Genomic DNA, 19,544 nt, shown 5'->3' on the forward strand with positions numbered 1-19,544 from the left:
GTTAGTGATTAGTGAGGGGTAAAAATAGTAATATCGAAAAATCTATAAGTCATGGCAAAAACATCGAAAGGATTCGGCGATCTACTTAAGTTTGAGAGGAAAAAAGGTAAAAAGTCACCTAAATCGGAACCGAAAATTACCATTTTGAAAACAGAAAATGATAATGAGCCTTATGTTGAGTCCAATGTTAAGGAACAAGAACAAAGAATTGGCGCAATTGTAGGTTTAGATGAAGACGGAGAAGTGTTAGACGTTAATGCTCAGACTTTAGCTTCCTATCGCAGTTATCTCGAACAACATTTAACATCTCTTTGTTCTGTCACAGGCATCGAAGATTTAGGGTGTTTTGGATGGGAAGAGTACTACACTATCGGCCCTGGTTCTAAGAAGGAACACGAACGGTTAAGAAAAACCAAACCTTCTTATCAAGATACTTATGAATTGCTGGGGTTTGAAAATCGAGTACAGGATGAATCTTATGGTCTCTTGGTTAACGTTAAAAGAATCTCAGATAAGAAGAAATTTTGCCTCACTTTATCAGATTTAAAAGCTACTGCTGAGAATACCAAAAACTATCAACTTCTTGATGATTACTCAGTGTGGTTTGTAAACTGGCGATAAAGAAATTACTGATTCTGTGTGGGCGAACGGCCGTTCGCCCCTACCAATCCGAATTCATAACATCAGATTTTCAAACACTCCCGCAGCACCCATACCACCGCCAATACACATGGTTATCATGCCGTAGCGAATACCTCGTCTTTGTATTTCGTGAAGTAAAGTAGCAGTTAGTTTTGCTCCCGTGCAACCTAAAGGATGTCCTAAAGCGATCGCACCACCATTGACGTTGATAATATCTTCATCAAGTCCCAGTTTGCGAATAACTGCTAAAGACTGTCCAGCAAAGGCTTCATTAAGCTCAATTAACCCAATATCATTTAAGGTTAAACCGACTTGTTTGAGTACTTTGGGTACGGCTGCTACTGGTCCAATCCCCATGATTTCTGGTGCGACTCCAGCTACGGCATAACCTAGCAGTTTAGCCATCGGTCGTACTTTAAGCTGATTTATCATTCTCATGCTCATGACCACTGCTGCTGCCGCTCCATCAGACATTTGCGACGAGTTACCTGCCGTTACTGTACCTTGAGCATGAAATACTGGTTTTAATTTTGCCAAGGCTGCCATACTGGTATCGCTACGAGGTCCTTCATCTACCTCAAATATCCGTTCTAATGTTTGAGGTTTACCCTCAGCATAGATAGTTTCTTTAAATTTAACGGGGATAATTTCAGCTTGGAAACGGTCTCTACTGATCGCAGCTAAAGCTCGTTTGTGCGATCGCAGGGCAAATTGATCTTGATCGTGTCGGGAAATATGATACTCTCTAGCTACATTTTCGGCAGTAATACCCATGGTGATATAGGTATTGGGCGAGTTTGACATCAGCTCAGGGTTGGGGGAAAGATAGTTCCCACCCATCGGCATTAAGCTCATGGATTCTGCACCACCAGCAACAATAAGATCTGCTTGTCCTGTCATAATTGCCTGAGATGCCATAGCGATCGTTTGTAGTCCCGAGGCACAGAAACGATTGACCGTACAACCTGGTACCGAATCAGGTAATCCTGCCCGTTGAGCGACAATTCTACCTAAGTTAAATCCTTGTTCCCCTTCGGGAAAAGCACACCCCATAATCACATCATCGATTCGCTCTGGTTCGAGGTTGGGAACTTTGGCGATCGCACCTGATACCACAGTCGCTCCTAAATCATCGGGACGCACGTTACGTAAAGTTCCCCGTGGTGCTTTACCAATGGCAGTTCTAACACTGCTGACTATATATGCTTCTTTCATAACCCTATTTAGAGTTCGGAATTCGGAATTTTTATTTAAGTTCAGAGTTCGGAATTCGGAATTCGGAGTTATTAATAACTCCGAACTCTGAAATACTGATCACCAACTCTCTTTCTACTAACTCCTAACTACGAACTACTAACTCCTAACTCATTTGTATTTTTTGTTTAATTTTTTTAGTTATGACAACTAAGATTTTGATAATCTCTTCGCATTCTTGTCTGAGTAATCTAATTCTTTGTTCTTTAACTAAGTCAGCCTCTACTAAAAGAATGAGCCAATACTCCGTCTCTCTAGCTTCCTTGAGGGCAATTTCTAATTTATGCAGAAAATCACGATCCGATTGAGCAGATTGAGCTTCACGAACATTTGCTCCAATTGATGTACCACTTCTAATTAGTTGTTTGTATAAAACCCTGGTTACATCACTTTGTTCTGACAAAAACTTACAAAGTTTCACAACTCTAACCGCAAAACTTAGGGTTCTATCCTGAATTTTCTGCTTCTCATCACTCATAATAAACTAACTATCCATAAGCATCTCCAAAATAATTTTTCCCCAACTAAATAGATTTCTAATTCCGAACTCCGAACTCCGAATTCCGAACTCAAAAAACTAATTCCGTAAAGGTTTTTTAGTTTTCAACAAATGGGCGATCCTTGCTTGTGTTTTTTCTTCTTTGAGTAGTGGCACAAACAAATCTCTTTCTAGTTGCAGTAGATAATCTTCACTAACTAAAGAGGGTGATGAGAGTTCGCCACCTGTGAGAACATAAGCTAAACGATTGGCAAGAAAGCGATCATATTCGGAGATATATCCTCCTTGCTGGAAGACATAAGCTGCGTGTTCTAATGCTGCTTTGGCTGGTTGACCTAAAACCATGATCGAGTCCCGATTAGGTATAGGTGCATAGCCTTCGAGAGCGAGACGGATAACTTCTTGCTTGGCTACATATAAACGGCGATCGCTATTGATGATAATCTTCGCCGTAGGCGATAAGAAACCGAGTTCTTGAGCTTCATAACCACTATTGGCAACTTTTGCCATACCCACAGTTTCAAAAACTTTTTGTAAGAATGGTTGAATTTGGGTTGCGGTTTCTTGGGCTGAGTGTTCTGCTGCCCAGGCTGCCATCCGCATAATGCCACCAGCCCCAGGAATTAAGCCCACACTGAGTTCTACCAGCCCAATATAGCTTTCGGCAGCGGCTACTACTTGGGGACAAGCCATCACTAACTCACAACCGCCACCCAGAGCTAGTCCTCTAACAGCAGCGACGATTGGTTTGGGGAAGTAATGAATTCTTTGTAGGGTTTTTTGGAATTGCAGCACTAGATCGGCGATCGCATCTAATTGACCTGATTGAGCTAGCTTGCCAATTTCTGCCAGATTAGCACCACCACAGAAGTTAACATTGCTGTTACCAATTACCATGCCATGATAGTCGCTATTTTCCAGAATATCTAAAACCTCTACCAAACCAGACATCACTTTGAAGCTCAGAGTATTGCCTTTAGAGCGAAATTCGTATAAAACTACTTCTTCACCAATATCAAGTAGTGCGGCTTCTTCATTTTGCCAGATAATATTCTCTGGATGGGATTTAATTACTTGAAGATCGATTTCATCTTGAGGAGTATTTAAAGCGATATATTCGTGGGTTGGAGTGTAGACTTGATCGTGTTGATAAAATCCAGCAACTTGATGATGTTTAATCATTGTTGCTACCCAATCGGCTAAGGGAATATCGGCTGTCTGCATATCGGTGACTACAGTTTTGAAGCCCAGGACATCCCAAATTTCAAAAGGACCTAATTCCCAACCAAATCCCCAGCGCATAGCCCGGTCAATCTCAGCAGGACTATCGGTAATTTCAGGAATACGGTACGAACTGTAGCTAAGTATGGATAAGATGTACTTGCGGAAAAACTTGCCAGCATGACCTCGATCTTGATACAAAGCTCTTAATCGTTTAGGTAATTCTAGCTTGTTCATGGATTTAAGATCGCCTAAATCCATTGATTTTGCCGACTCGTAAGCCAAGGTTTTAGGGTTTAAAGAGAGAATTTGACCTTTTTCTTTTTTATAAAAACCCTGACCTGTTTTTGCACCTAATATTCCTGCTGATACTAACTTGTCTAGTAATGCTGGCACGCGGAAAACTTCACGACTTTCATCTTCAGGAACTGCCGGATAGAGATTTTTAGCTACATAAACTAGGGTGTCTAATCCTACTAAGTCAGCAGTGCGAAAAGTTCCCGATTTAGGTCGTCCAACTAAAGTTCCTGTCAGAGTATCAATTTCCTCAATAGTATATCCCTCATCTGTAAAAGCTTTGATTCCCAGCATGGTGGCATAAATGCCAATGCGATTAGCTATGAAGTTAGGAGTATCTTTAGCTACCACAACTCCTTTACCAAGATGAAGACGAGCAAACCATTCTAGTCTCAGTAGGATCTCTGTATCTGTATCTTCAGTCGGAATTAGTTCCAATAATTTAAGATAGCGGGGAGGATTGAAGAAATGAGTACCTAAGAAACGTTTGCGAAATGATTGAGGTAATCCACGAGCTATTTCTTTAATAGGTAAACCACTAGTATTAGTAGAAACGATCGCATCGTGACTGACAATCCCTTCTATCCTTGCCATTAACTGCTGTTTGATTTCCAGATTTTCGACTACAACTTCAATCACCCAATCTACATCAGCTAAACGATCAAGATGTTCGTCAAAATTGCCAAGAGTAATACGACGAGCTATTTTTTCTGTATATAGAATCGGCGGTTTAAGTTTAAGTGCCTTGTGCCAAGCAGCTTCCACGATCGCATTTTTATTTCCTTCTGGGGCTGGTATGTCTAGTAAATGAACTGTTAATCCTGCATTAGCTAGGTGAGCTGCAATCTGCGACCCCATAACTCCAGCACCTAAAACGGCAGCGTTTCGGAACGGTTTAAACATCTGTTTTCCTCCCTTAAATTTTGTCTAAGTCTTCAGAGTTGCTGTTTTTTTCAAATTTCCACGGCATCGTAGAGGGTAGAGTAATATAATTTTTAATGCGCTTCCAAAACAGTTTTGGTTTAACTAAAAGAGTTCGTAGTTCTAAGTTCGTAGTTCGGAATTTAGCAGCTCTGCCTTGTCTTTCGCGATCGTGCATCTTTTCGATAAAATCGATGCTCTTATGTTGAGGAGAGCGAAAGTAACCTATAAAGACTTGCCAAGATGGAAGTATGAACTTTTTAAGCCGCAATACTAATTTCGAACTTAGTTGCGAAGCCTCTTGTGAAGCGACTAATACTAATTCCGAACTCAAAATTGTCTCTTCTCCATATAGAGCATCAATTTCTCTAGCAAATACCTCGTTGACTTTAGCCCTATTGACGGTCATGTTGGGCAATAATAGACCATTTGCTATAGTGAGATGGGCATTAAGTAGTTGAAATCGCTTAACTTTCGACCAACTGGGAAGCTGCTGATTCGCATTATCAACTAAGGTTTGATAAAGGGCGATAATTTCCGGTTGTTGTAATAACTTGTTAATCGGAACGTATAAATTCAAGACCCTAGCTTGTTCTCGTAAGCTATCTAGTCGGGGAAAAATCAACATGCCACAGAATTTTTTTTGCATTCCCACTACCATCGCTTGTTCGACCAAAGAGGATTTTTTAACTTGCTCTTCTAGAGGTTGAGGAGTGACATATTTACCAGTGGAAAGTTTAAATAGTTCTTTTTTACTACCAGTAATGGTTAAGTATCCTTCGGTGGTAAATTCGCCGAGATCTCCCGTATGCAGCCAGCCTTGATCATCCATAACTGACTGAGTAGCTTCAGGATTTTCATAATAGCCCTGCATTACATAAGGAGCTTTGACTAAGATTTCTCCATCATCAGCGATCGCAATTTTTACTCCAGGTATGGGCAATCCTACTGTTCCCGCACGGTTGAAACCATCTCGATTACAGCAAATTACCGAACTAGTTTCAGTTAAACCATAACCCTGTAAGACAGTCATCTTAGCTGCACTCAGTATATTGGCAATATCGCCTTTTAGTGCAGCACCACCACTAATAAAGTATTTAAGCCTGCCGCCAAAAGGCTTGCGCCATTGAGAAAAGACTAAGCGATCTGCCAATTTAAATTGCAGACTATTAAGTAGTCCTGTTGTTTGACCTAAATCGTAACTTTGAGCTAGTTTTAAAGCCCAAGTGAATATTATTTTTTTGATTCCTTGAAGCTTGTGCCCGCGATCAAGAATTTTTTGATAAATCTTCTCTAATAGTCGCGGAACGGTAGCCACAATAGTTGGTTGTACTTTAGTGAAATCTCTAACCGCTCGATTGGGAGTAGAAAAGTAAATGCTATGTCCGTAATTAAGATGACCGTAAACAAATGCCCGCGCAAAAATATGAGTTAGAGGTAAGAAAGATAGAATCGTTTCTGTTGCTCCTGGTTTGAGGTCGGGAATACTTTTAAAAGTAGTCAGAATATCAGCACTAATATTCTCGTGGCTTAACATGACACCTTTGGGCTGTCCTGTCTCTCCTGCGATATAGACTATAGTTGCTAAGTCTTGAGGTGAAATTAGCGATCGCAATTTCTGTCTTCGCTTCTCGCTCCATAATTTTTTACCTCTAGCGCGAACTTCATCAAGAGAAAATAGCTGAATGCACTGTGGTAGTTCGGGACAAGATAGCTCTGGCTTACTTTGGCAGAGCAACATCGGAATACATAAACAAGCTGGGGACGAGTTAGTAGTTAGTAGTTCGGAGTTAGTAGTTCGGAGTTGAACGTCTAAATGACTGGATTCTAAATCCTGACTATTCTTGTTTGACAATTTGTTAGCCGTGAACTCTCTATCTTCAAAAGTCTGAACTCCGAATTCTGAGACAGTTGCGTTGGGCGGGTTCCCCGACTTGAGCAAACTGTCGAACCCGTAGGGCGAATTCCGAATTCCGAACTCTTTATCTAGTCCACACGTCAGTAATTGAGTTCGTTTTACCTCCCAATCTTCAGGAATATTAGCAACAATAACTGTCTGAAGTTTAGGAGTACTCTCAAAATAGGGAATGACTTGAGCGAGTAGATCTATATCAGAAACAATTAATACTTTAGCTTCTGAATGACGCAAAATAAAACCAATATTATCTAAGGTCTGAGATAGATCTATTGGTACGTCGATTAATCCTGCTAATAAAGAGCCGAAATCTGCCAGACAGAAATTGACATCGTCGTGCATTAACAGGGCAATGCGATCCTTAGGGTACGCGGATGCGTAATCGCTTCGCTCTAATTTTTCCTCTAACAACCCCAAAGCTAAATGTTCGGCAGCAGTTAGTAATTCTTGATTAGATAAGGACTGCCAAGTATTTGTCTGCCACTGATTGAAGGCATGATGATTAGGATAATGATTGACAGCTTCATCTAGTAGTGAAGGTAAAGTCCGACCCAAAATTGGACGATCAATTGGGGAAAAAGATCGATTAATCTTGTTAGCATAAAACATTGACAACTCAAAGAGATGACATCTCTTTTCTCCTTAAGGCTATCTTTAGCCTCTTAAGCTGTTGCCACACATTTTTTGCAACTATAAGACTAACTTGATAGCTATGTAATTAAAGTACAGATTAGCAATTGACTTTTACCAGTACTATAAAAACTCTACGGATATTATCCGACCGTAAATATCGATAAAATAGTTTGATTTTAAAAGCTTTATTCTTACTGGATCAAAGCTAATTGATAAGGTAATTTGATATACTAATCAGTATAGCATATTTATAGCAAATCAATTGTAGGATAGCCAATGGCTAGTCAACATCATGTGTCAGAAACAAATAAACATAAGAGTTCCCGCACATGAGCTTAAAATTTTAAACCGTTATGCAATCCAAACTAAGCGAACTAAAACTGATATTTTGCGGGAATTTATTCGCTCTCTAAATCAAGAATCAAAAATACTTAGAAAAAATAAATAATTTCTTAACTTTTGCCTTAAATAATCTTCTTGATTTATTCAGATTTATGTCAAAAAATCGGACATTAGATCGAACTAATAAATAAATAAATTAAAAAATTCATTCTATTAGCTGAAAAATCTACTAGACTCAGAGGGTATCAATTGTTAATCTCTTAGAGCTTAAGTCATAAACCGAAATAAAATACAGAGTTAAGCTCATCCCAAGTATAAATGACGTGGAATTTCGCGCGCCTGATTTCAACTGCGCGGAAGATTCAGGTAGTTGCGAACTTGAATCATAGACGCAAGACGATTATTGTTTTACGCATAACTAACACTATCAAGCCTAAAATTAAAACCTTAGTGCCATTGCCAGATAATTTATCCATTACAGGCTCGGTTGATACCGAACAGGTGCGAAATTTAGCTCTAGGCGATCGCTGGTGGAAAATCACTGGTGTTGTTCTCGACCGAGATTTGACTGATTATTATATGGTGGGAATACTTATACCAAATTGAATAGCTTTGACTACACATTGATCGTAAGGGCGCATTGCCATGCGCCCCTACACAAACGATCTGTTGTCTTTTAAATTTAAAACGGTATTACAACTTTACTTAGCGTCGGGAAAACGTCACTTTCCAGCTTTTTGTAACTCTTGGGGGCGTACGGATAGCTTCTGAGTTTGTTCTCCCCGTTGAACAGAAATACTTAGAGGTTTACCAATTTGACTTTGTTCTACTGCCTTTTGTAACTGTTCGGCAGTTTCAATTTTATTACCTGCCACTGCCGTAATTACATCACCACGACGTATGCCACCATCTGCTGCAGGACTATCAGCAACTACACGTACTACCAAGACTCCTTTTATTTCAGGAACCAGCATTAATGAATTAGGATCGTCATTAAATTGTTGTGCCACTTCGGGAGTCAAGGTCAACATTTGAATACTTCCAGGCAGAATCCAAAGCCGACTTCATTCGCTTACTGGTGCGGTCGATACTATGCTGTAGATCTTGCCATTTATGTTGGAGAAATTCAGTGGCTTCAGCTAAGCTATGACGATTGTGTTTGCCAGAAGCTGCTAGTTCGTCGCTTACTTCTCTAATCTTGACTCGCACTACTTCTGGTTCATCTTGAGGAGAGACTAAAGAGCGAAGGCGATCGCCCATTTTCTTAACTAAATGTTTGACCTGTTGCGATTTTTCGCTCATAAAGTCTTTGAGTCCTTCCGATTCAGTTTGGAGACGGTTTTTCGCTCCTTCTTTAATTACTATTACTTCCGCGTCAATGGTTTCGATATCATCGGGAAATAATACCGCTCTGCCACCATAAGGTTCGGCAATATCACCGCTCAATACATAGGCAGCAATATCTCCTGTTTCCCAATCAAAGAGAAAGTCCTCTACCCAACCGAGTGGATCTGACATTGTCGAACTTACCTGCATACGGTTGAGACGACGCAGATTATCAGCAGGCTCAAAGAGCTCACTGCTGTAGGTTAAAACTGCATCAGGACCAATTACCGATACCTGTTCCAAGGGGGTATAGCCTTCCCTACCTGTTAGATAAACAACCCGTCCGTTTTCATCTAACCATACTTCTTCGACGCGATCATATTCAGTAGCGGTAGAACCATCCATGGTCATTAACCCAATGATCTGACTACGACGAATTACATTCATAATTTTTTACCTCCTAAGTAAACATAGATTTCAAGTAAGAAGTAAAGCAAACAAACCGCACAGAGCAATACCATCAAAAAAAATTTAGAGCTGAGATAATATAGCTAAAACTGTTGTTGTCGCACAGCTTTTATCTGGGCTTTTAATTGGGAAATTTCTGCTGCCATATCTAGAGCGATCGCCGCACCGACAAGATTCAATCCTAAATCTCGTCGCAAACGCATAATCTGCATTACACGAGTTAAATCAGACAGTTGCATCATCGATTCTACTCGTTCAATTAAACCCAGATCAGCAAAGCGTTCTAAAGTTATTACCGAAGTGTGGGTGAGATAGGCAGCTTGTTCAAAAGTAATTAAGCGATTGCCTTTTCTAGAGACTACGATCTGCGATAAACTCATCGGCTTCATAACCGCACCTCCTCTAGTTTACGACGAGGATTAAAACTACTGGCTTGACCAAGTTTTTCGTAGTATTCTCGCTCTTGAGAAGACAATTGTTTAGGAGTAACAATTTTTAGCTTCACAATTTGATCGCTACGTTTGCCATTGGGAGCCTTCCAACCCTTATTTCTCAGTCGTAAGGATTGTCCCGAATTTACCCCTGGGGGAATTTTCATCGATACACTACCATCAGGAGTCGGAACTTTTATCTCTGTTCCCAAAACTGCTTCTTCCGGAGCTATGGGAACTTCGCAGATAATATTTTTGCCCTCAAACTTAAAGATAGGATGGGGTTGCAAACTAATGTTTAGATATAAATCTCCACGTTGCTGGTTAAATGGACTAATTTGCCCTTTACCTTTGATGCGAATGCGACTACCTGGTTTAGCCCCAGGAGGAATTCTGACGTTAATAGTTTCACCATCTAGCTGTAAGCGTTTTTGCGTTCCGTGAAAAGCTTCCGAAAAAGTCAGAGTAATTGCTGCTTCGGTATCCGTAGTAGGTATATTGGAAAATCCGCCACCGCCAAAAGCATCTTCAAAGCCGCTGAATCCTCCAGGGAAACCTTCAGGACTACCAGTACTATAAGTATAAACTCTTCTTCCTCCTGTAGAGTCTCTGCCAGTCCTACCACCAAAGCGTCCTAAAAGTTCGTTAATAAAATCATCAAAACTACCGTACTGTCCAAAATCAACACCCATACCAGCTCCAGGAGGTGTTCCTGTTGCTCCTTGTTGCCAATATTGACCAAATTGATCGTATTTAGCACGTTTTTCAGGGTCAGATAGTACTTCTTGAGCTTCGTTGATTTCTTTAAAACGTTGTTCGGCTTTCTTGTCTCCTGGATTAAGATCGGGATGATATTTTCTGGCTAATTTACGGTAAGCTTTCTTAATTTCTTCTGGAGTTGCAGTTTTGCTCACTCCGAGAATTTGATAATAATCTTTAAAGTCAGTTGCTGCCACTTCGGCTTTCACCTCCTGAATTTATGTAGTCAGAGATTACTCCGCCGTCCCCATTCGAGGATAAATAAAACGACGGAGCTTTCTTACGAAGTTTGCTTATGCTTGTGGTATCCCTTTGGGACAACGGGGGAAACCGCCGCAACCCTAAACAAAGGCGTATAGTTCGCCGCATGTACTCGCTTCGCATCGCGCAACTTCGCGCTGCTGTGACCGTTGGTTAATTGGGTTTCTATTGACGGCTCAAAATACCTTTAGAAACCCAATTGTATAAGTTTAACTTGTCATATCTAGTTTCTCGTTCTACCTAACAAGTTGAATCACTTAAAAGAGAAGCTTAGCTAATATCAACTTTGACGACTTTATTTTTTTCTTCTTCAGCTTTAGGTAAGGTGAGATTTAGAATACCGTCTTTGTATTCTGCATTTACATTAGTATTTTGGACGCGAGTAGGTAAAGGAATAACGCGGTTAAAGCTACCATAGTGAAATTCACTTCGGGTCAGACCGTTAGATTCGGTTTTGCTTTCTGATTTTCGTTCTCCGCTAATGGAAATAGATTCAGCAGCAACTTGAATATCGATGTCTTTGGCATCCATACCAGGAACTTCTAATTTAAGATGAATTGCTGATGGTGTTTCTTCCATTTCCGCAGCAGGGACAAAACCTGAACTAAGTCTGTCGGTAGTTGTTGGAACTAAACTATCAAACAAACTGTTCATTTCTCTTTGTAAACTGTTAATTTCTGAGAAAGGTTGCCAACGAATTAAGGACATAATTTAGACCTCCAAAACTTTGGTGTTGAGATTGATTTAGAGAGTTTTTATTGATAATGGTTGAGTTAATTGGCGAGTAATATTGTATTTGTTTGACTCACACTATTAAATATACAAAAAATCTTAAAAAAGTAATGTTCGGTTTTATGACCTCTGTAAGTTGAGATCTCCTCATATTAAAAAGCTGAACGGCTTGTTTTACTTGTAGGAGCACTAAAAAAAGGGACAAAAATATTGCCCCTTCAAATTAATCAACTTAATAATGTAGATTAACTGTTATACATAGTTGGGCGATCGCCCTGGTCTAAGGGGTCTAAGTTACGGCGCTCTTCAACCACAGTAGTTTTTTTATTTTTGCCAGCTAAACCGAATAATCCTAGTAGACCAAGCAAACCTAACCAACCCCAGTTAGATCTTTGTTCAATGGCGGCAACATTTTCGGCAATCTCAGCCTCGGCAGCTTCAGCAGCTTGATTAATTTTCTCTTCAGCTTCGGCAGCAGTTTGCTGCACTTGTTCTTCAGCTTGATTATAGTTACGCTCAATGGCATTACCGGCATCGTTTAGACCTTCTTCTACAGCCTCACCGGTATTTTCGAGTCCTTGTCCGGCTGCTTCACCAGTATTTTCAACACTATTACCTAGAGCTTTTCCAGCATCTTTTAAATTCTCACCGACATTATCAATATTTTGTTCGGCTTGATTCAAGTTTTGGTCTACAGTTTCCTCTTTTTCTTGGCTTAATGCTACGCCAGCAGGTAAAGCCATACTTAAAGTAATAATAGTAGTAGTAGTAAGTTTAGCTAAGTTCATAAAAAACTCCTTGTTATTATTTGTGTAAAAGTGTTACTAGTTTTAGGTATAAAAATTGATGATGATAACGTTTAAACTTCTATCAAATAACCTAATTAAGCAACTTCTATCTAGAATTTGTCGATAATATAGCCGTCAAACAATTGCAGTGAAAAAGAGACAAGAGAAACTTATATTCTATTCATTGCATGTATGAACACGATATTATCTGAATAATAAATAATAGAATTGATATTCATATGTGTATTGTAGTTGCATTAGTTGTAGACTACATCTTTCACTAGGTATAAATCATTAGTTAGAGATTATATTAGGCTGAGTTTTAAAGCTAGTACATAAAAAAGCACCTCAAAAGCTGAAGTGCAGAATTAGATATTTGTGAGTTTGACTAAGTTAAAAACTCACGAGTTTATCAGAATTTATCAGTTTTAAAATGTCTGAATTCTAGATTATCTGTTGCAGAGATGGCAATTATACTGTCTAGAGCAGATGCAGGTAAAACTATCCCGAATACTGGAAATAAGCAAAAAACCTAAAAATAGATATTTTTACTCTATTGATAGCTCTTACCACTTGCGATCGCCATCCTCATCGGTTCTGGCTTGACGAATTACATCTGAAATCTCCTCGGCATCTTTGACGTGATGTAATGCCTCTTCCTCCCCATTTTCGTTCTCTACGGGGAAGTAGGTAGGAACTTCCACATGACCTGCAGGATCCCAACTATCTACTGCTACTTGCTCTTTTTTCTCTTCTAAAGACTTAGAATCATCAATTACATCGCCTTTGTTAGCTGTGCGAAATGCCTGGTCATTATTATCTTTTTGGTTGTCCATAATATTTTTATTTATGTTCTTACATCTCATTAAAAAAGACAATTCAAATAATATGATCTGGCGAGGGATAGAAATCTTAATCTAACTATTGATTGATTGGCTTGGCAATCGGTAATTATGATCGGAATCTATATTAAAGAAAGAACATTCTGGTAATATTCTGCTTTATCTTGACCTTTAAGATTACTAGGATTATTTGTCTTTGATTTTTGAGCGATCGCCTCAATTCTATTGTCACTGCTGGGATGGGTACGTAAAAATTCTGGTGTCCCACCGCTACTTTCTAATTTAGCTAAAAACTGGGAAAAGGCTTCTGCAGGATAGCCAGCCTGTTGTAACGTATCCAGTCCATCACTGTCAGCTTCATACTCAAAAGAACGACTTTTAGGTAAATCTACAGTTAATTGATAGGCGATCTGAGCTAAAGCACTAGTATCTACTCCTACAGTACTAGCTATACCTTTAGCTGCTACAGCTTGTTTTAAACCTTTAACACCATGTTTGTTATTGATATGGGCAATTTCATGGGCCATTACCGATGCTAATTGCGCTCTATTTTCAGCAGTCTTTAATAATCCTGTGGTGACGTAGACAAATCCTCCGGGAGTTGCGAACGCATTAACTTCATCACTAACAACTACCTGAAAGTGAAATGGAATATTTCGACTGTCGCCACTATTAACCAACTCTTGACCGAGGTTTTCAACGTATCCTTGAACTTGAGGATTATCGTAGAGTTGATATTCTGCTAATATTTGCTCGTTAGTTTGTTTGCCGATTTCGATCTCTTGTTCATCAGAAATATTGGCTATTTGAATAAACTCTGCTGCACCTTGAACTGCATCCAAAATATCAATTGCAACTATTGCCGATTTGGTCTCGGAAAAATCTTCTATTTGATGTTGAACGCTATTATTAGCGGATACAGGTAGATTATTAATCCCAAACATCCACAAGATCAGTACAGGCTTTTGCCACATTTTTGAGCATTTATTACTGTTTATATTCATTAAAATTTTTTCTATAGTTGACATTCTTCTAATTTAATAACTTATTGTATATAAATTTTCCAAGTAACTAAAAGTATATCTTGAGATAGATACAGTCATGAATATAAGATAATATGCAGTATTCAAAATTTAGGTCAATAACTCTGCGTTATTAATCAATTTCTCAGGCTTTTTTCTAAATTTGCAAATTTTATATATCTTTAGTTAGATGTGAGTAAGTTACGATAACAGCTATTAATATGAGTAATAGAAAAAATATTGAGGTAAACTTATGTTATTCAATAAGTTAAACAACTGGTTAAAATCTTCTTTGCGTTTATTGTTAACAGCTTTTGTCTGTGGATTATTGTTTATCTCTAGTGCTTATCCAGCACAGGCAGCAACTAGTAGAGCAACTGAGGGAGAAGCTAGTTTAAATAGAGTTCAAGCAAAAACTGATGAAGTTGCTAGTTCTAATCCCCGTGGCATCAATGAAGTAACTAAAGAAGCACAAAAAGGCTTAAATGCTGTGCAAGGTGGTGCAGATGCAGATAAAATGATTTCTCCCGACGAAGCTAATGCAACTACTGTGAAAGAAAAAGCAGCTAACTTGTTGGATAATTTGAAAAACTAGTGGACAAAAGTTTATAGGATAGAAAACTCTAAGCCATTAGGTATTTAATATTATTAATCCTGATTATCTCTAGTTCTTTTTGAGCAGGTATAATCGGGATTTTAACCTTATTGACGTTATTGACAAAATTTAAACTGACGCGATATCGATGGTTAGTCATGCCAAATCTATCGTAGATGTCAATGCCGCCAAATAATGATAGTAGTAGTCAAAGCGATCGCCATTGTTCCTGGAATCAAAGCTAACCAACCGCCTTGGCTTAAAACTAACCAACAGACACCAGACAAAACAATCACACAACCAGTAATAGCCAAGCTGCGATACAGATAATTTTGCTTAAGAACTATAATTAATCCGCTACCAAGAGACCAAAACCAAATCCAGAGGTAGTCTCCCCAAAAAGGTAGCCACCAAATCAGCGGACGATTGTCTTCTACGGCACTGACAAGTTGACTAACAACATGGGCATGAAGATATAAGCCTCTGATTTCTCCGATCGGAGTATCGTGAAGATCGGGAACTGATTTAGCGGTTACACCAATCAAAACAATACGATTTTTGATCCAGCTAGGATCGAAAGTATCCTGTTCTTCTAAAATGTCTCTAACAGATACTTGCTGAGCGATTTGGGGAGTACGACGATAAGAAATAAGTAATTGATTGCCACGATCATCAAATTTTTGATATCCGCCACTACCATTAACTAATCTGGTAACTAATTGTGAGCCAAATTGCCAATTATTTCCCTTGGTAGTTACGGGTATATTGCGACTTTGAAAAAAACGAGAAACTAATTGCAACACAAAAGAATAATTACTCTCACAATATGAGGTTTGAGTGAGTGGGTTATCGCTGCGAGAGAGTAAATAGCGACGGACATGATCGTCTTGACCATTGGTTATTTTCAAGTCGTCGTAAATGTTATCAAAACCTACCTGTTCAGGAGGACTATCTGGTGGTGGAGCAACACTATTATTTAAACTATCACCCAGACAAATACTAATTACATTAGGGTATTGCCAATAGCTTTGGGATTTTGAATTTTGGTGCTTATTATTAGATGGAACTGGATAGTCGCGAAATATATCAATCCCAATAATTGCTGGTTGATGCTGCTGTATCTTATCAACTAACTCAGCTAAAATATCATCTGGAAGAGGATATTTATAATTGTTGCTGCTAATATCCTGCTCATCTGCACCGATAATTAGCATCCGTTGATCCCCTGATTCTGAGGGCAGTTTTTGACTGAGATAATCAAAGGCTTTTAATTCCCAACCCTGGAGCATTCCTAAAGATCTTAAGCCAATTACTGCCACAGTAGCGATCGCACTACTAGCTAAAACCAGAGGAATTTTTAGTCGTCGCCGGAAAACATGGTTAGTAACAGACTCTCGTTTTTGCCGATAAAGTTGTTGCCATGCTGGAGGTATTTCTGCTGGATTTTGCACAATTACCGGCAACCAGGTGGCACAGGGATAATGGTCTTCTAATCCTTGTAATCTGGCTCTAGCTTCCCGTACTGCCAGGTAAAAACTTTCTCCCTTGGCATAAGCAGTTAAGAAATATTTTAAAAATTCCTGAGCTACTTTATCCTCCACTGGTTCTCGCATGACAATAATTTGAGGAATCTTTAAATCTGCTAGCTCGTGAGCTAATCCCAGACCATCACAGGAATTAAAAATCGCGATTTTTAAACCGCTGGCTACAGCTTTGGTCAAGGCATACCTTAACTCATTGGTGGTTAAATTATCCTGTTGATTAATTTGAATGCAGCCTGTCTTTTTATGGCAATCACTATTACTATGTCCCGCAAAAAAAAGAATATCCCATCCTTGAGTATCCCATAACTTTTCGGTTATCTCTTTTCTGCTTGTTTCAGTTAATAAGGTAACGGAGCTATTAGGCAACTGTTCCAGTAAACAGCGATCGAGATCTGTATTAATTCCCTGGCTATTACCAATAATGGCTAAGATTCTGACATGAGTTTTTAAATTAATTACACTTCGCTTTTCCTTTTCATAAGACGGCTTACTAAGAGCTATTTCTGCTTTAGTATAAGGCTCAAACCAATTAACTAAATGCCAAGGTAAACACTGTAGTAGTATATTTTCTGTTTGAATGAGAATTCTAATTTCATCAACAGGACTTAATCTCGATAAAAATCTTTCTTTGAGGTGGCGAAAAGAATCTGCATCTAGCCAATTATTGATGCTGCTTAACAATTTTGTGGCAGCGCGATCGCAATTTTCTGAACGAGAATAGTTTGAAATAAATGCTTTATTTGATTCTAATCGAGTTGATAATCTTAACCCTAAATAAGCTGTTTGCCATAATTTATATTGTTGAAGAATATGAGGAGCTGCTGGCAGTTGAGAACAAATTTCTAGTTCAGCAGGTAAACCTTCTTGGCTTATTTGTAAGGTAACAGAAAACCCTGTGGCCAAACTTCCTTCTGTAATTTTCAAAGAAACTATATAGACAGACATAAGCTGTTAATCATGGAATATTGAGTCAGGAAATTTTAAAGCTGAAATTGTTCCGTAAGCTCAGCATTATCTAAAATTATTTTGACTGTAAACCGCTCTTCCTTTTGTCCACTAAATTGCAGTTGAATAAAGTTATCTTGGCTTCTGGATTGAGCTTGCATAAAAACTTCCCCCGATGATTCTATGACTTTCAAGATAAGAGCTTCAGGTAAGTAAGCATCATTGGGTCGAGGATGTACTTGTAGGGTAACGGCAATTTTGTCCTTTAGTTCAGGGTTAATTTCTACTAGCAGTACTACCTGGCGATCTCTTAATTGAATTCCCAGGTCGATTAATTTGGCTCTCTGGACAATATTTTCTATATTTTCTGATTCTAAAGAATTCTCGGGAGTCAATTCAGTATTTCTAAATCCCCAGTTTAGAGTTAATTGCTCTGGATTTAAGAGACTCTCTACTGTTTTCCAACCAGCAGTGAAAATATTATGCAACCAGAGGTCAAGATTAACTAATGGGGGAGTAAAAGTTAATTCTTTTACATCGTGTAAATGATCTATTAATGCTTCTATAGGTCTTAAGTCAGTAATAGTCAACTCTTCGGTAGTTACTTGGGGTACAAATCCGAGGAGTTTAGCATTTTTAAAGGAATCGTCAATTTTGACAATGACATATCCAAGACGTAAATCCCAAACTTCCATCGGAATATGACAACTAGAATCGGCACTTCTAACGGGTCGGCATTCTAGTTTCCCCAGCTCGAAAATGTCTAAATCTGCGACATTGTCACAGATTCGCATAACTGGATCCCAGCTATCACTACCAGCTAAATTTGTAGGTATACCCAGTAGATCCAAATAATTTTTGACTGTTAAAACTGCAAGGGTATTTAAAAATATTTGTTCTGCTTTTTGCTGATTAAATTGTTGGCTAGCAAAATTATTGGCTATTTTTCTACTGTCTGAGGTTATAGGTAATGCAATAGCAATATTTTCTATATTTTGAAAATCAAGAATCATAATAACTTAAACCGTATTTATATATACCCTTGAGATCTACTAAATTCTCGTAGAAGTGGTTTACATTTACGTTGATAAAAACTACTCAAAGTTCCTGCCGGAATTCCATATTCTGCTGCTAAATTTTTCCAAGGAGTTTCTGGCGGTAACCTGTTCAAAATTAAAAGCTGACAAGTGATTTGCGGATGTCGATCTAAATAAGTGTAACTTAACTTATCCTCGGGATCGTTTGTCGCCCATTCTTCAATCTCTTGTAATATGGGAAAAAAATTAGCTTTGGCAGGTAAATTATCTACAGGATCAATAATTTTATTGTTTTCATCAACTCGAACAGATGCTCTTTGTTTTTTTTGCTTTTCTATTTTGATGTAACCATCTTTTAATCGCCATCTCAGATAGTTATTTAGCCAAGTGATAATACTAGCTTTATTTGGATCATATGGCTTAGCAGTTTTTTGCTCACAAATATTTTGACAAAAATAAATCCAGGTTTCTTGTAATGCATCTTCGTAATAGGGAGTGTTTTCTTTCCATAACTTATGATCGACCAATCGTATAATTCGCGTTAATATTTTTTGACGTTTTCTATGCCCAGGAGGGTATTTACAGGCTTCTTGGACGAGCCAGGTTAAATTGTCTGATATTTTCACAATATAGTACTTTTGTACCAAAATAGCCAGTAACAAATAGCGGTTAGTAAGCCACACACCGACAACTTTAAACTTTAATCAATAGTGGGCTAATTTAAACCCACATCTAATAGTTTTAAGTAGACTTTTGATTTTGCTAATTTCAGCAGTTTGGATTCTACACTGTATTCAGCTCAATAATGAGGTCTAGTTAAATTTCAAGTTTAAACATAATCGTTGTGCAATTTGTTATAAAAATTAATATTATATTTAGTTTAAATTAAGCATTAAATTTACTGGTATCATTCAGTTGAGACTATAGCTTAATCATCTATCAACTAGTTATTGACTAATTGAAAATGTATGTTTAGACTTCTTGTAAGTTGTAGTATAAATATGAATAATACGAAGTTAAATCTAAAAAACTCTTCCACTTAATAGCTGATAGTTAATAGCCACCAGCTT

General features: G+C 38.4%; 18 protein-coding genes. 3 read left to right on the forward strand and 15 right to left on the reverse strand.

Translation table 11 applies throughout. The annotated features are described in order from the left end of the window. Nucleotides 1-51 precede the first annotated feature (51 nt). Entirely contained in the window at nt 52-621 is a 570-nt protein-coding gene (locus PLEUR7319_RS37690) for a hypothetical protein (RefSeq protein WP_019503602.1), read from the forward strand. 54 nt (nt 622-675) lie between these two features. Here the strand turns inward: PLEUR7319_RS37690 and PLEUR7319_RS0102355 are convergent, their stop codons facing one another. The 4 genes from PLEUR7319_RS0102355 to PLEUR7319_RS37695 all read right to left on the reverse strand — a co-directional run bounded on the left by PLEUR7319_RS0102355 (nt 676) and on the right by PLEUR7319_RS37695 (nt 7,358). Further along, on the reverse strand, nt 676-1,857 hold the full coding sequence (locus PLEUR7319_RS0102355) for an acetyl-CoA C-acyltransferase (RefSeq protein ID WP_019503603.1): 1,182 nt from the start codon (nt 1,855-1,857) through the stop codon (nt 676-678). A 145-nt stretch (nt 1,858-2,002) separates the two neighbouring features. Further along, nucleotides 2,003-2,374 carry a four helix bundle protein gene (locus PLEUR7319_RS0102360; RefSeq protein WP_019503604.1) on the reverse strand — a complete coding sequence of 124 codons (372 nt, stop codon included), beginning with the start codon at nt 2,372-2,374 and terminating at the stop codon, nt 2,003-2,005. A gap of 99 nt (nt 2,375-2,473) precedes the next feature. After that, nucleotides 2,474-4,816 (reverse strand): 3-hydroxyacyl-CoA dehydrogenase/enoyl-CoA hydratase family protein, encoded by a 2,343-nt coding sequence (locus tag PLEUR7319_RS0102365; RefSeq protein WP_019503605.1) that lies wholly within the window; start codon nt 4,814-4,816, stop codon nt 2,474-2,476. 13 nt (nt 4,817-4,829) lie between these two features. Next, nucleotides 4,830-7,358 carry a long-chain fatty acid--CoA ligase gene (locus tag PLEUR7319_RS37695; protein ID WP_019503606.1) on the reverse strand — a complete coding sequence of 843 codons (2,529 nt, stop codon included), beginning with the start codon at nt 7,356-7,358 and terminating at the stop codon, nt 4,830-4,832. Nucleotides 7,359-8,042: 684 nt separating this feature from the next. Here PLEUR7319_RS37695 and PLEUR7319_RS0102380 point away from each other — a divergent pair. Beyond that, complete coding sequence (locus PLEUR7319_RS0102380; protein ID WP_019503607.1) at nt 8,043-8,330, forward strand: hypothetical protein; 288 nt, start codon at nt 8,043-8,045, stop codon at nt 8,328-8,330. A gap of 116 nt (nt 8,331-8,446) precedes the next feature. Here PLEUR7319_RS0102380 and PLEUR7319_RS0102385 read toward each other — a convergent pair whose 3' ends face one another. The 8 genes from PLEUR7319_RS0102385 to PLEUR7319_RS33935 form a co-directional block, all read right to left on the reverse strand. After that, a complete protein-coding gene (locus tag PLEUR7319_RS0102385; protein ID WP_019503608.1) occupies nt 8,447-8,755 on the reverse strand; it encodes a PDZ domain-containing protein in 309 nt (102 codons plus the stop codon). Next, entirely contained in the window at nt 8,718-9,500 is a 783-nt protein-coding gene (locus tag PLEUR7319_RS0102390) for a PRC-barrel domain-containing protein (RefSeq protein ID WP_051044365.1), read from the reverse strand. Before PLEUR7319_RS0102390 ends, PLEUR7319_RS0102385 begins: the two co-directional genes overlap by 38 nt. A gap of 101 nt (nt 9,501-9,601) precedes the next feature. Continuing rightward, nucleotides 9,602-9,907, reverse strand: a complete 306-nt coding sequence (locus tag PLEUR7319_RS0102395) for a chaperone modulator CbpM (RefSeq protein ID WP_019503610.1) — start codon at nt 9,905-9,907, stop codon at nt 9,602-9,604. Continuing rightward, nucleotides 9,904-10,905, reverse strand: a complete 1,002-nt coding sequence (locus PLEUR7319_RS0102400) for a DnaJ C-terminal domain-containing protein (protein WP_026102259.1) — start codon at nt 10,903-10,905, stop codon at nt 9,904-9,906. The genes PLEUR7319_RS0102395 and PLEUR7319_RS0102400 overlap by 4 nt, the downstream gene beginning before the upstream one ends. A gap of 334 nt (nt 10,906-11,239) precedes the next feature. Then, nucleotides 11,240-11,677, reverse strand: coding sequence for an Hsp20/alpha crystallin family protein (locus PLEUR7319_RS0102405; RefSeq protein ID WP_019503612.1), 438 nt, complete (start codon nt 11,675-11,677; stop codon nt 11,240-11,242). 269 nt (nt 11,678-11,946) lie between these two features. Next, nucleotides 11,947-12,489 carry a WGxxGxxG family protein gene (locus PLEUR7319_RS0102410; protein ID WP_019503613.1) on the reverse strand — a complete coding sequence of 181 codons (543 nt, stop codon included), beginning with the start codon at nt 12,487-12,489 and terminating at the stop codon, nt 11,947-11,949. A gap of 566 nt (nt 12,490-13,055) precedes the next feature. Continuing rightward, nucleotides 13,056-13,325 carry a hypothetical protein gene (locus tag PLEUR7319_RS0102415; RefSeq protein WP_019503614.1) on the reverse strand — a complete coding sequence of 90 codons (270 nt, stop codon included), beginning with the start codon at nt 13,323-13,325 and terminating at the stop codon, nt 13,056-13,058. A 128-nt stretch (nt 13,326-13,453) separates the two neighbouring features. Beyond that, nucleotides 13,454-14,335 (reverse strand): M48 family metallopeptidase, encoded by an 882-nt coding sequence (locus PLEUR7319_RS33935; RefSeq protein ID WP_036798497.1) that lies wholly within the window; start codon nt 14,333-14,335, stop codon nt 13,454-13,456. Between the two features lie 271 nt (nt 14,336-14,606). On the opposite strand from PLEUR7319_RS33935, the gene PLEUR7319_RS0102425 reads away from it, so the two are divergent. After that, complete coding sequence (locus PLEUR7319_RS0102425) at nt 14,607-14,948, forward strand: hypothetical protein (RefSeq protein WP_019503616.1); 342 nt, start codon at nt 14,607-14,609, stop codon at nt 14,946-14,948. Between the two features lie 179 nt (nt 14,949-15,127). Here PLEUR7319_RS0102425 and PLEUR7319_RS33940 read toward each other — a convergent pair whose 3' ends face one another. The 3 genes from PLEUR7319_RS33940 to PLEUR7319_RS0102440 are packed head-to-tail and all read right to left on the reverse strand — an operon-like array spanning nt 15,128 to nt 19,103. Further along, nucleotides 15,128-17,437, reverse strand: a complete 2,310-nt coding sequence (locus tag PLEUR7319_RS33940; protein ID WP_019503617.1) for a CHASE2 domain-containing protein — start codon at nt 17,435-17,437, stop codon at nt 15,128-15,130. 35 nt (nt 17,438-17,472) lie between these two features. Then, the gene (locus tag PLEUR7319_RS0102435; protein WP_019503618.1) at nt 17,473-18,450 is read right to left on the reverse strand and encodes a DUF1822 family protein; all 978 of its coding nucleotides are present in this window, start codon (nt 18,448-18,450) and stop codon (nt 17,473-17,475) included. 17 nt (nt 18,451-18,467) lie between these two features. Next, entirely contained in the window at nt 18,468-19,103 is a 636-nt protein-coding gene (locus PLEUR7319_RS0102440; protein WP_026102260.1) for a hypothetical protein, read from the reverse strand. Between the last annotated feature and the right edge of the window lie 441 nt (nt 19,104-19,544).

This window comes from Pleurocapsa sp. PCC 7319, from assembly GCF_000332195.1.
Taxonomy (GTDB): domain Bacteria; phylum Cyanobacteriota; class Cyanobacteriia; order Cyanobacteriales; family Xenococcaceae; genus Waterburya.

Coding starts and splice junctions, on each gene's coding strand:
- PLEUR7319_RS37690 (WP_019503602.1), top strand. CDS start 52: ATGGCAAAAACATCGAAAGGATTCGGCGATCTACTTAAGTTTGAGAGG.
- PLEUR7319_RS0102355 (WP_019503603.1), bottom strand. CDS start 1,857: ATGAAAGAAGCATATATAGTCAGCAGTGTTAGAACTGCCATTGGTAAA.
- PLEUR7319_RS0102360 (WP_019503604.1), bottom strand. CDS start 2,374: ATGAGTGATGAGAAGCAGAAAATTCAGGATAGAACCCTAAGTTTTGCG.
- PLEUR7319_RS0102365 (WP_019503605.1), bottom strand. CDS start 4,816: ATGTTTAAACCGTTCCGAAACGCTGCCGTTTTAGGTGCTGGAGTTATG.
- PLEUR7319_RS37695 (WP_019503606.1), bottom strand. CDS start 7,358: ATGTTTTATGCTAACAAGATTAATCGATCTTTTTCCCCAATTGATCGT.
- PLEUR7319_RS0102380 (WP_019503607.1), top strand. CDS start 8,043: ATGACGTGGAATTTCGCGCGCCTGATTTCAACTGCGCGGAAGATTCAG.
- PLEUR7319_RS0102385 (WP_019503608.1), bottom strand. CDS start 8,755: ATGTTGACCTTGACTCCCGAAGTGGCACAACAATTTAATGACGATCCT.
- PLEUR7319_RS0102395 (WP_019503610.1), bottom strand. CDS start 9,907: ATGAAGCCGATGAGTTTATCGCAGATCGTAGTCTCTAGAAAAGGCAAT.
- PLEUR7319_RS0102405 (WP_019503612.1), bottom strand. CDS start 11,677: ATGTCCTTAATTCGTTGGCAACCTTTCTCAGAAATTAACAGTTTACAA.
- PLEUR7319_RS0102410 (WP_019503613.1), bottom strand. CDS start 12,489: ATGAACTTAGCTAAACTTACTACTACTACTATTATTACTTTAAGTATG.
- PLEUR7319_RS0102415 (WP_019503614.1), bottom strand. CDS start 13,325: ATGGACAACCAAAAAGATAATAATGACCAGGCATTTCGCACAGCTAAC.
- PLEUR7319_RS33935 (WP_036798497.1), bottom strand. CDS start 14,335: ATGAATATAAACAGTAATAAATGCTCAAAAATGTGGCAAAAGCCTGTA.
- PLEUR7319_RS0102425 (WP_019503616.1), top strand. CDS start 14,607: ATGTTATTCAATAAGTTAAACAACTGGTTAAAATCTTCTTTGCGTTTA.
- PLEUR7319_RS33940 (WP_019503617.1), bottom strand. CDS start 17,437: ATGTCTGTCTATATAGTTTCTTTGAAAATTACAGAAGGAAGTTTGGCC.
- PLEUR7319_RS0102435 (WP_019503618.1), bottom strand. CDS start 18,450: ATGATTCTTGATTTTCAAAATATAGAAAATATTGCTATTGCATTACCT.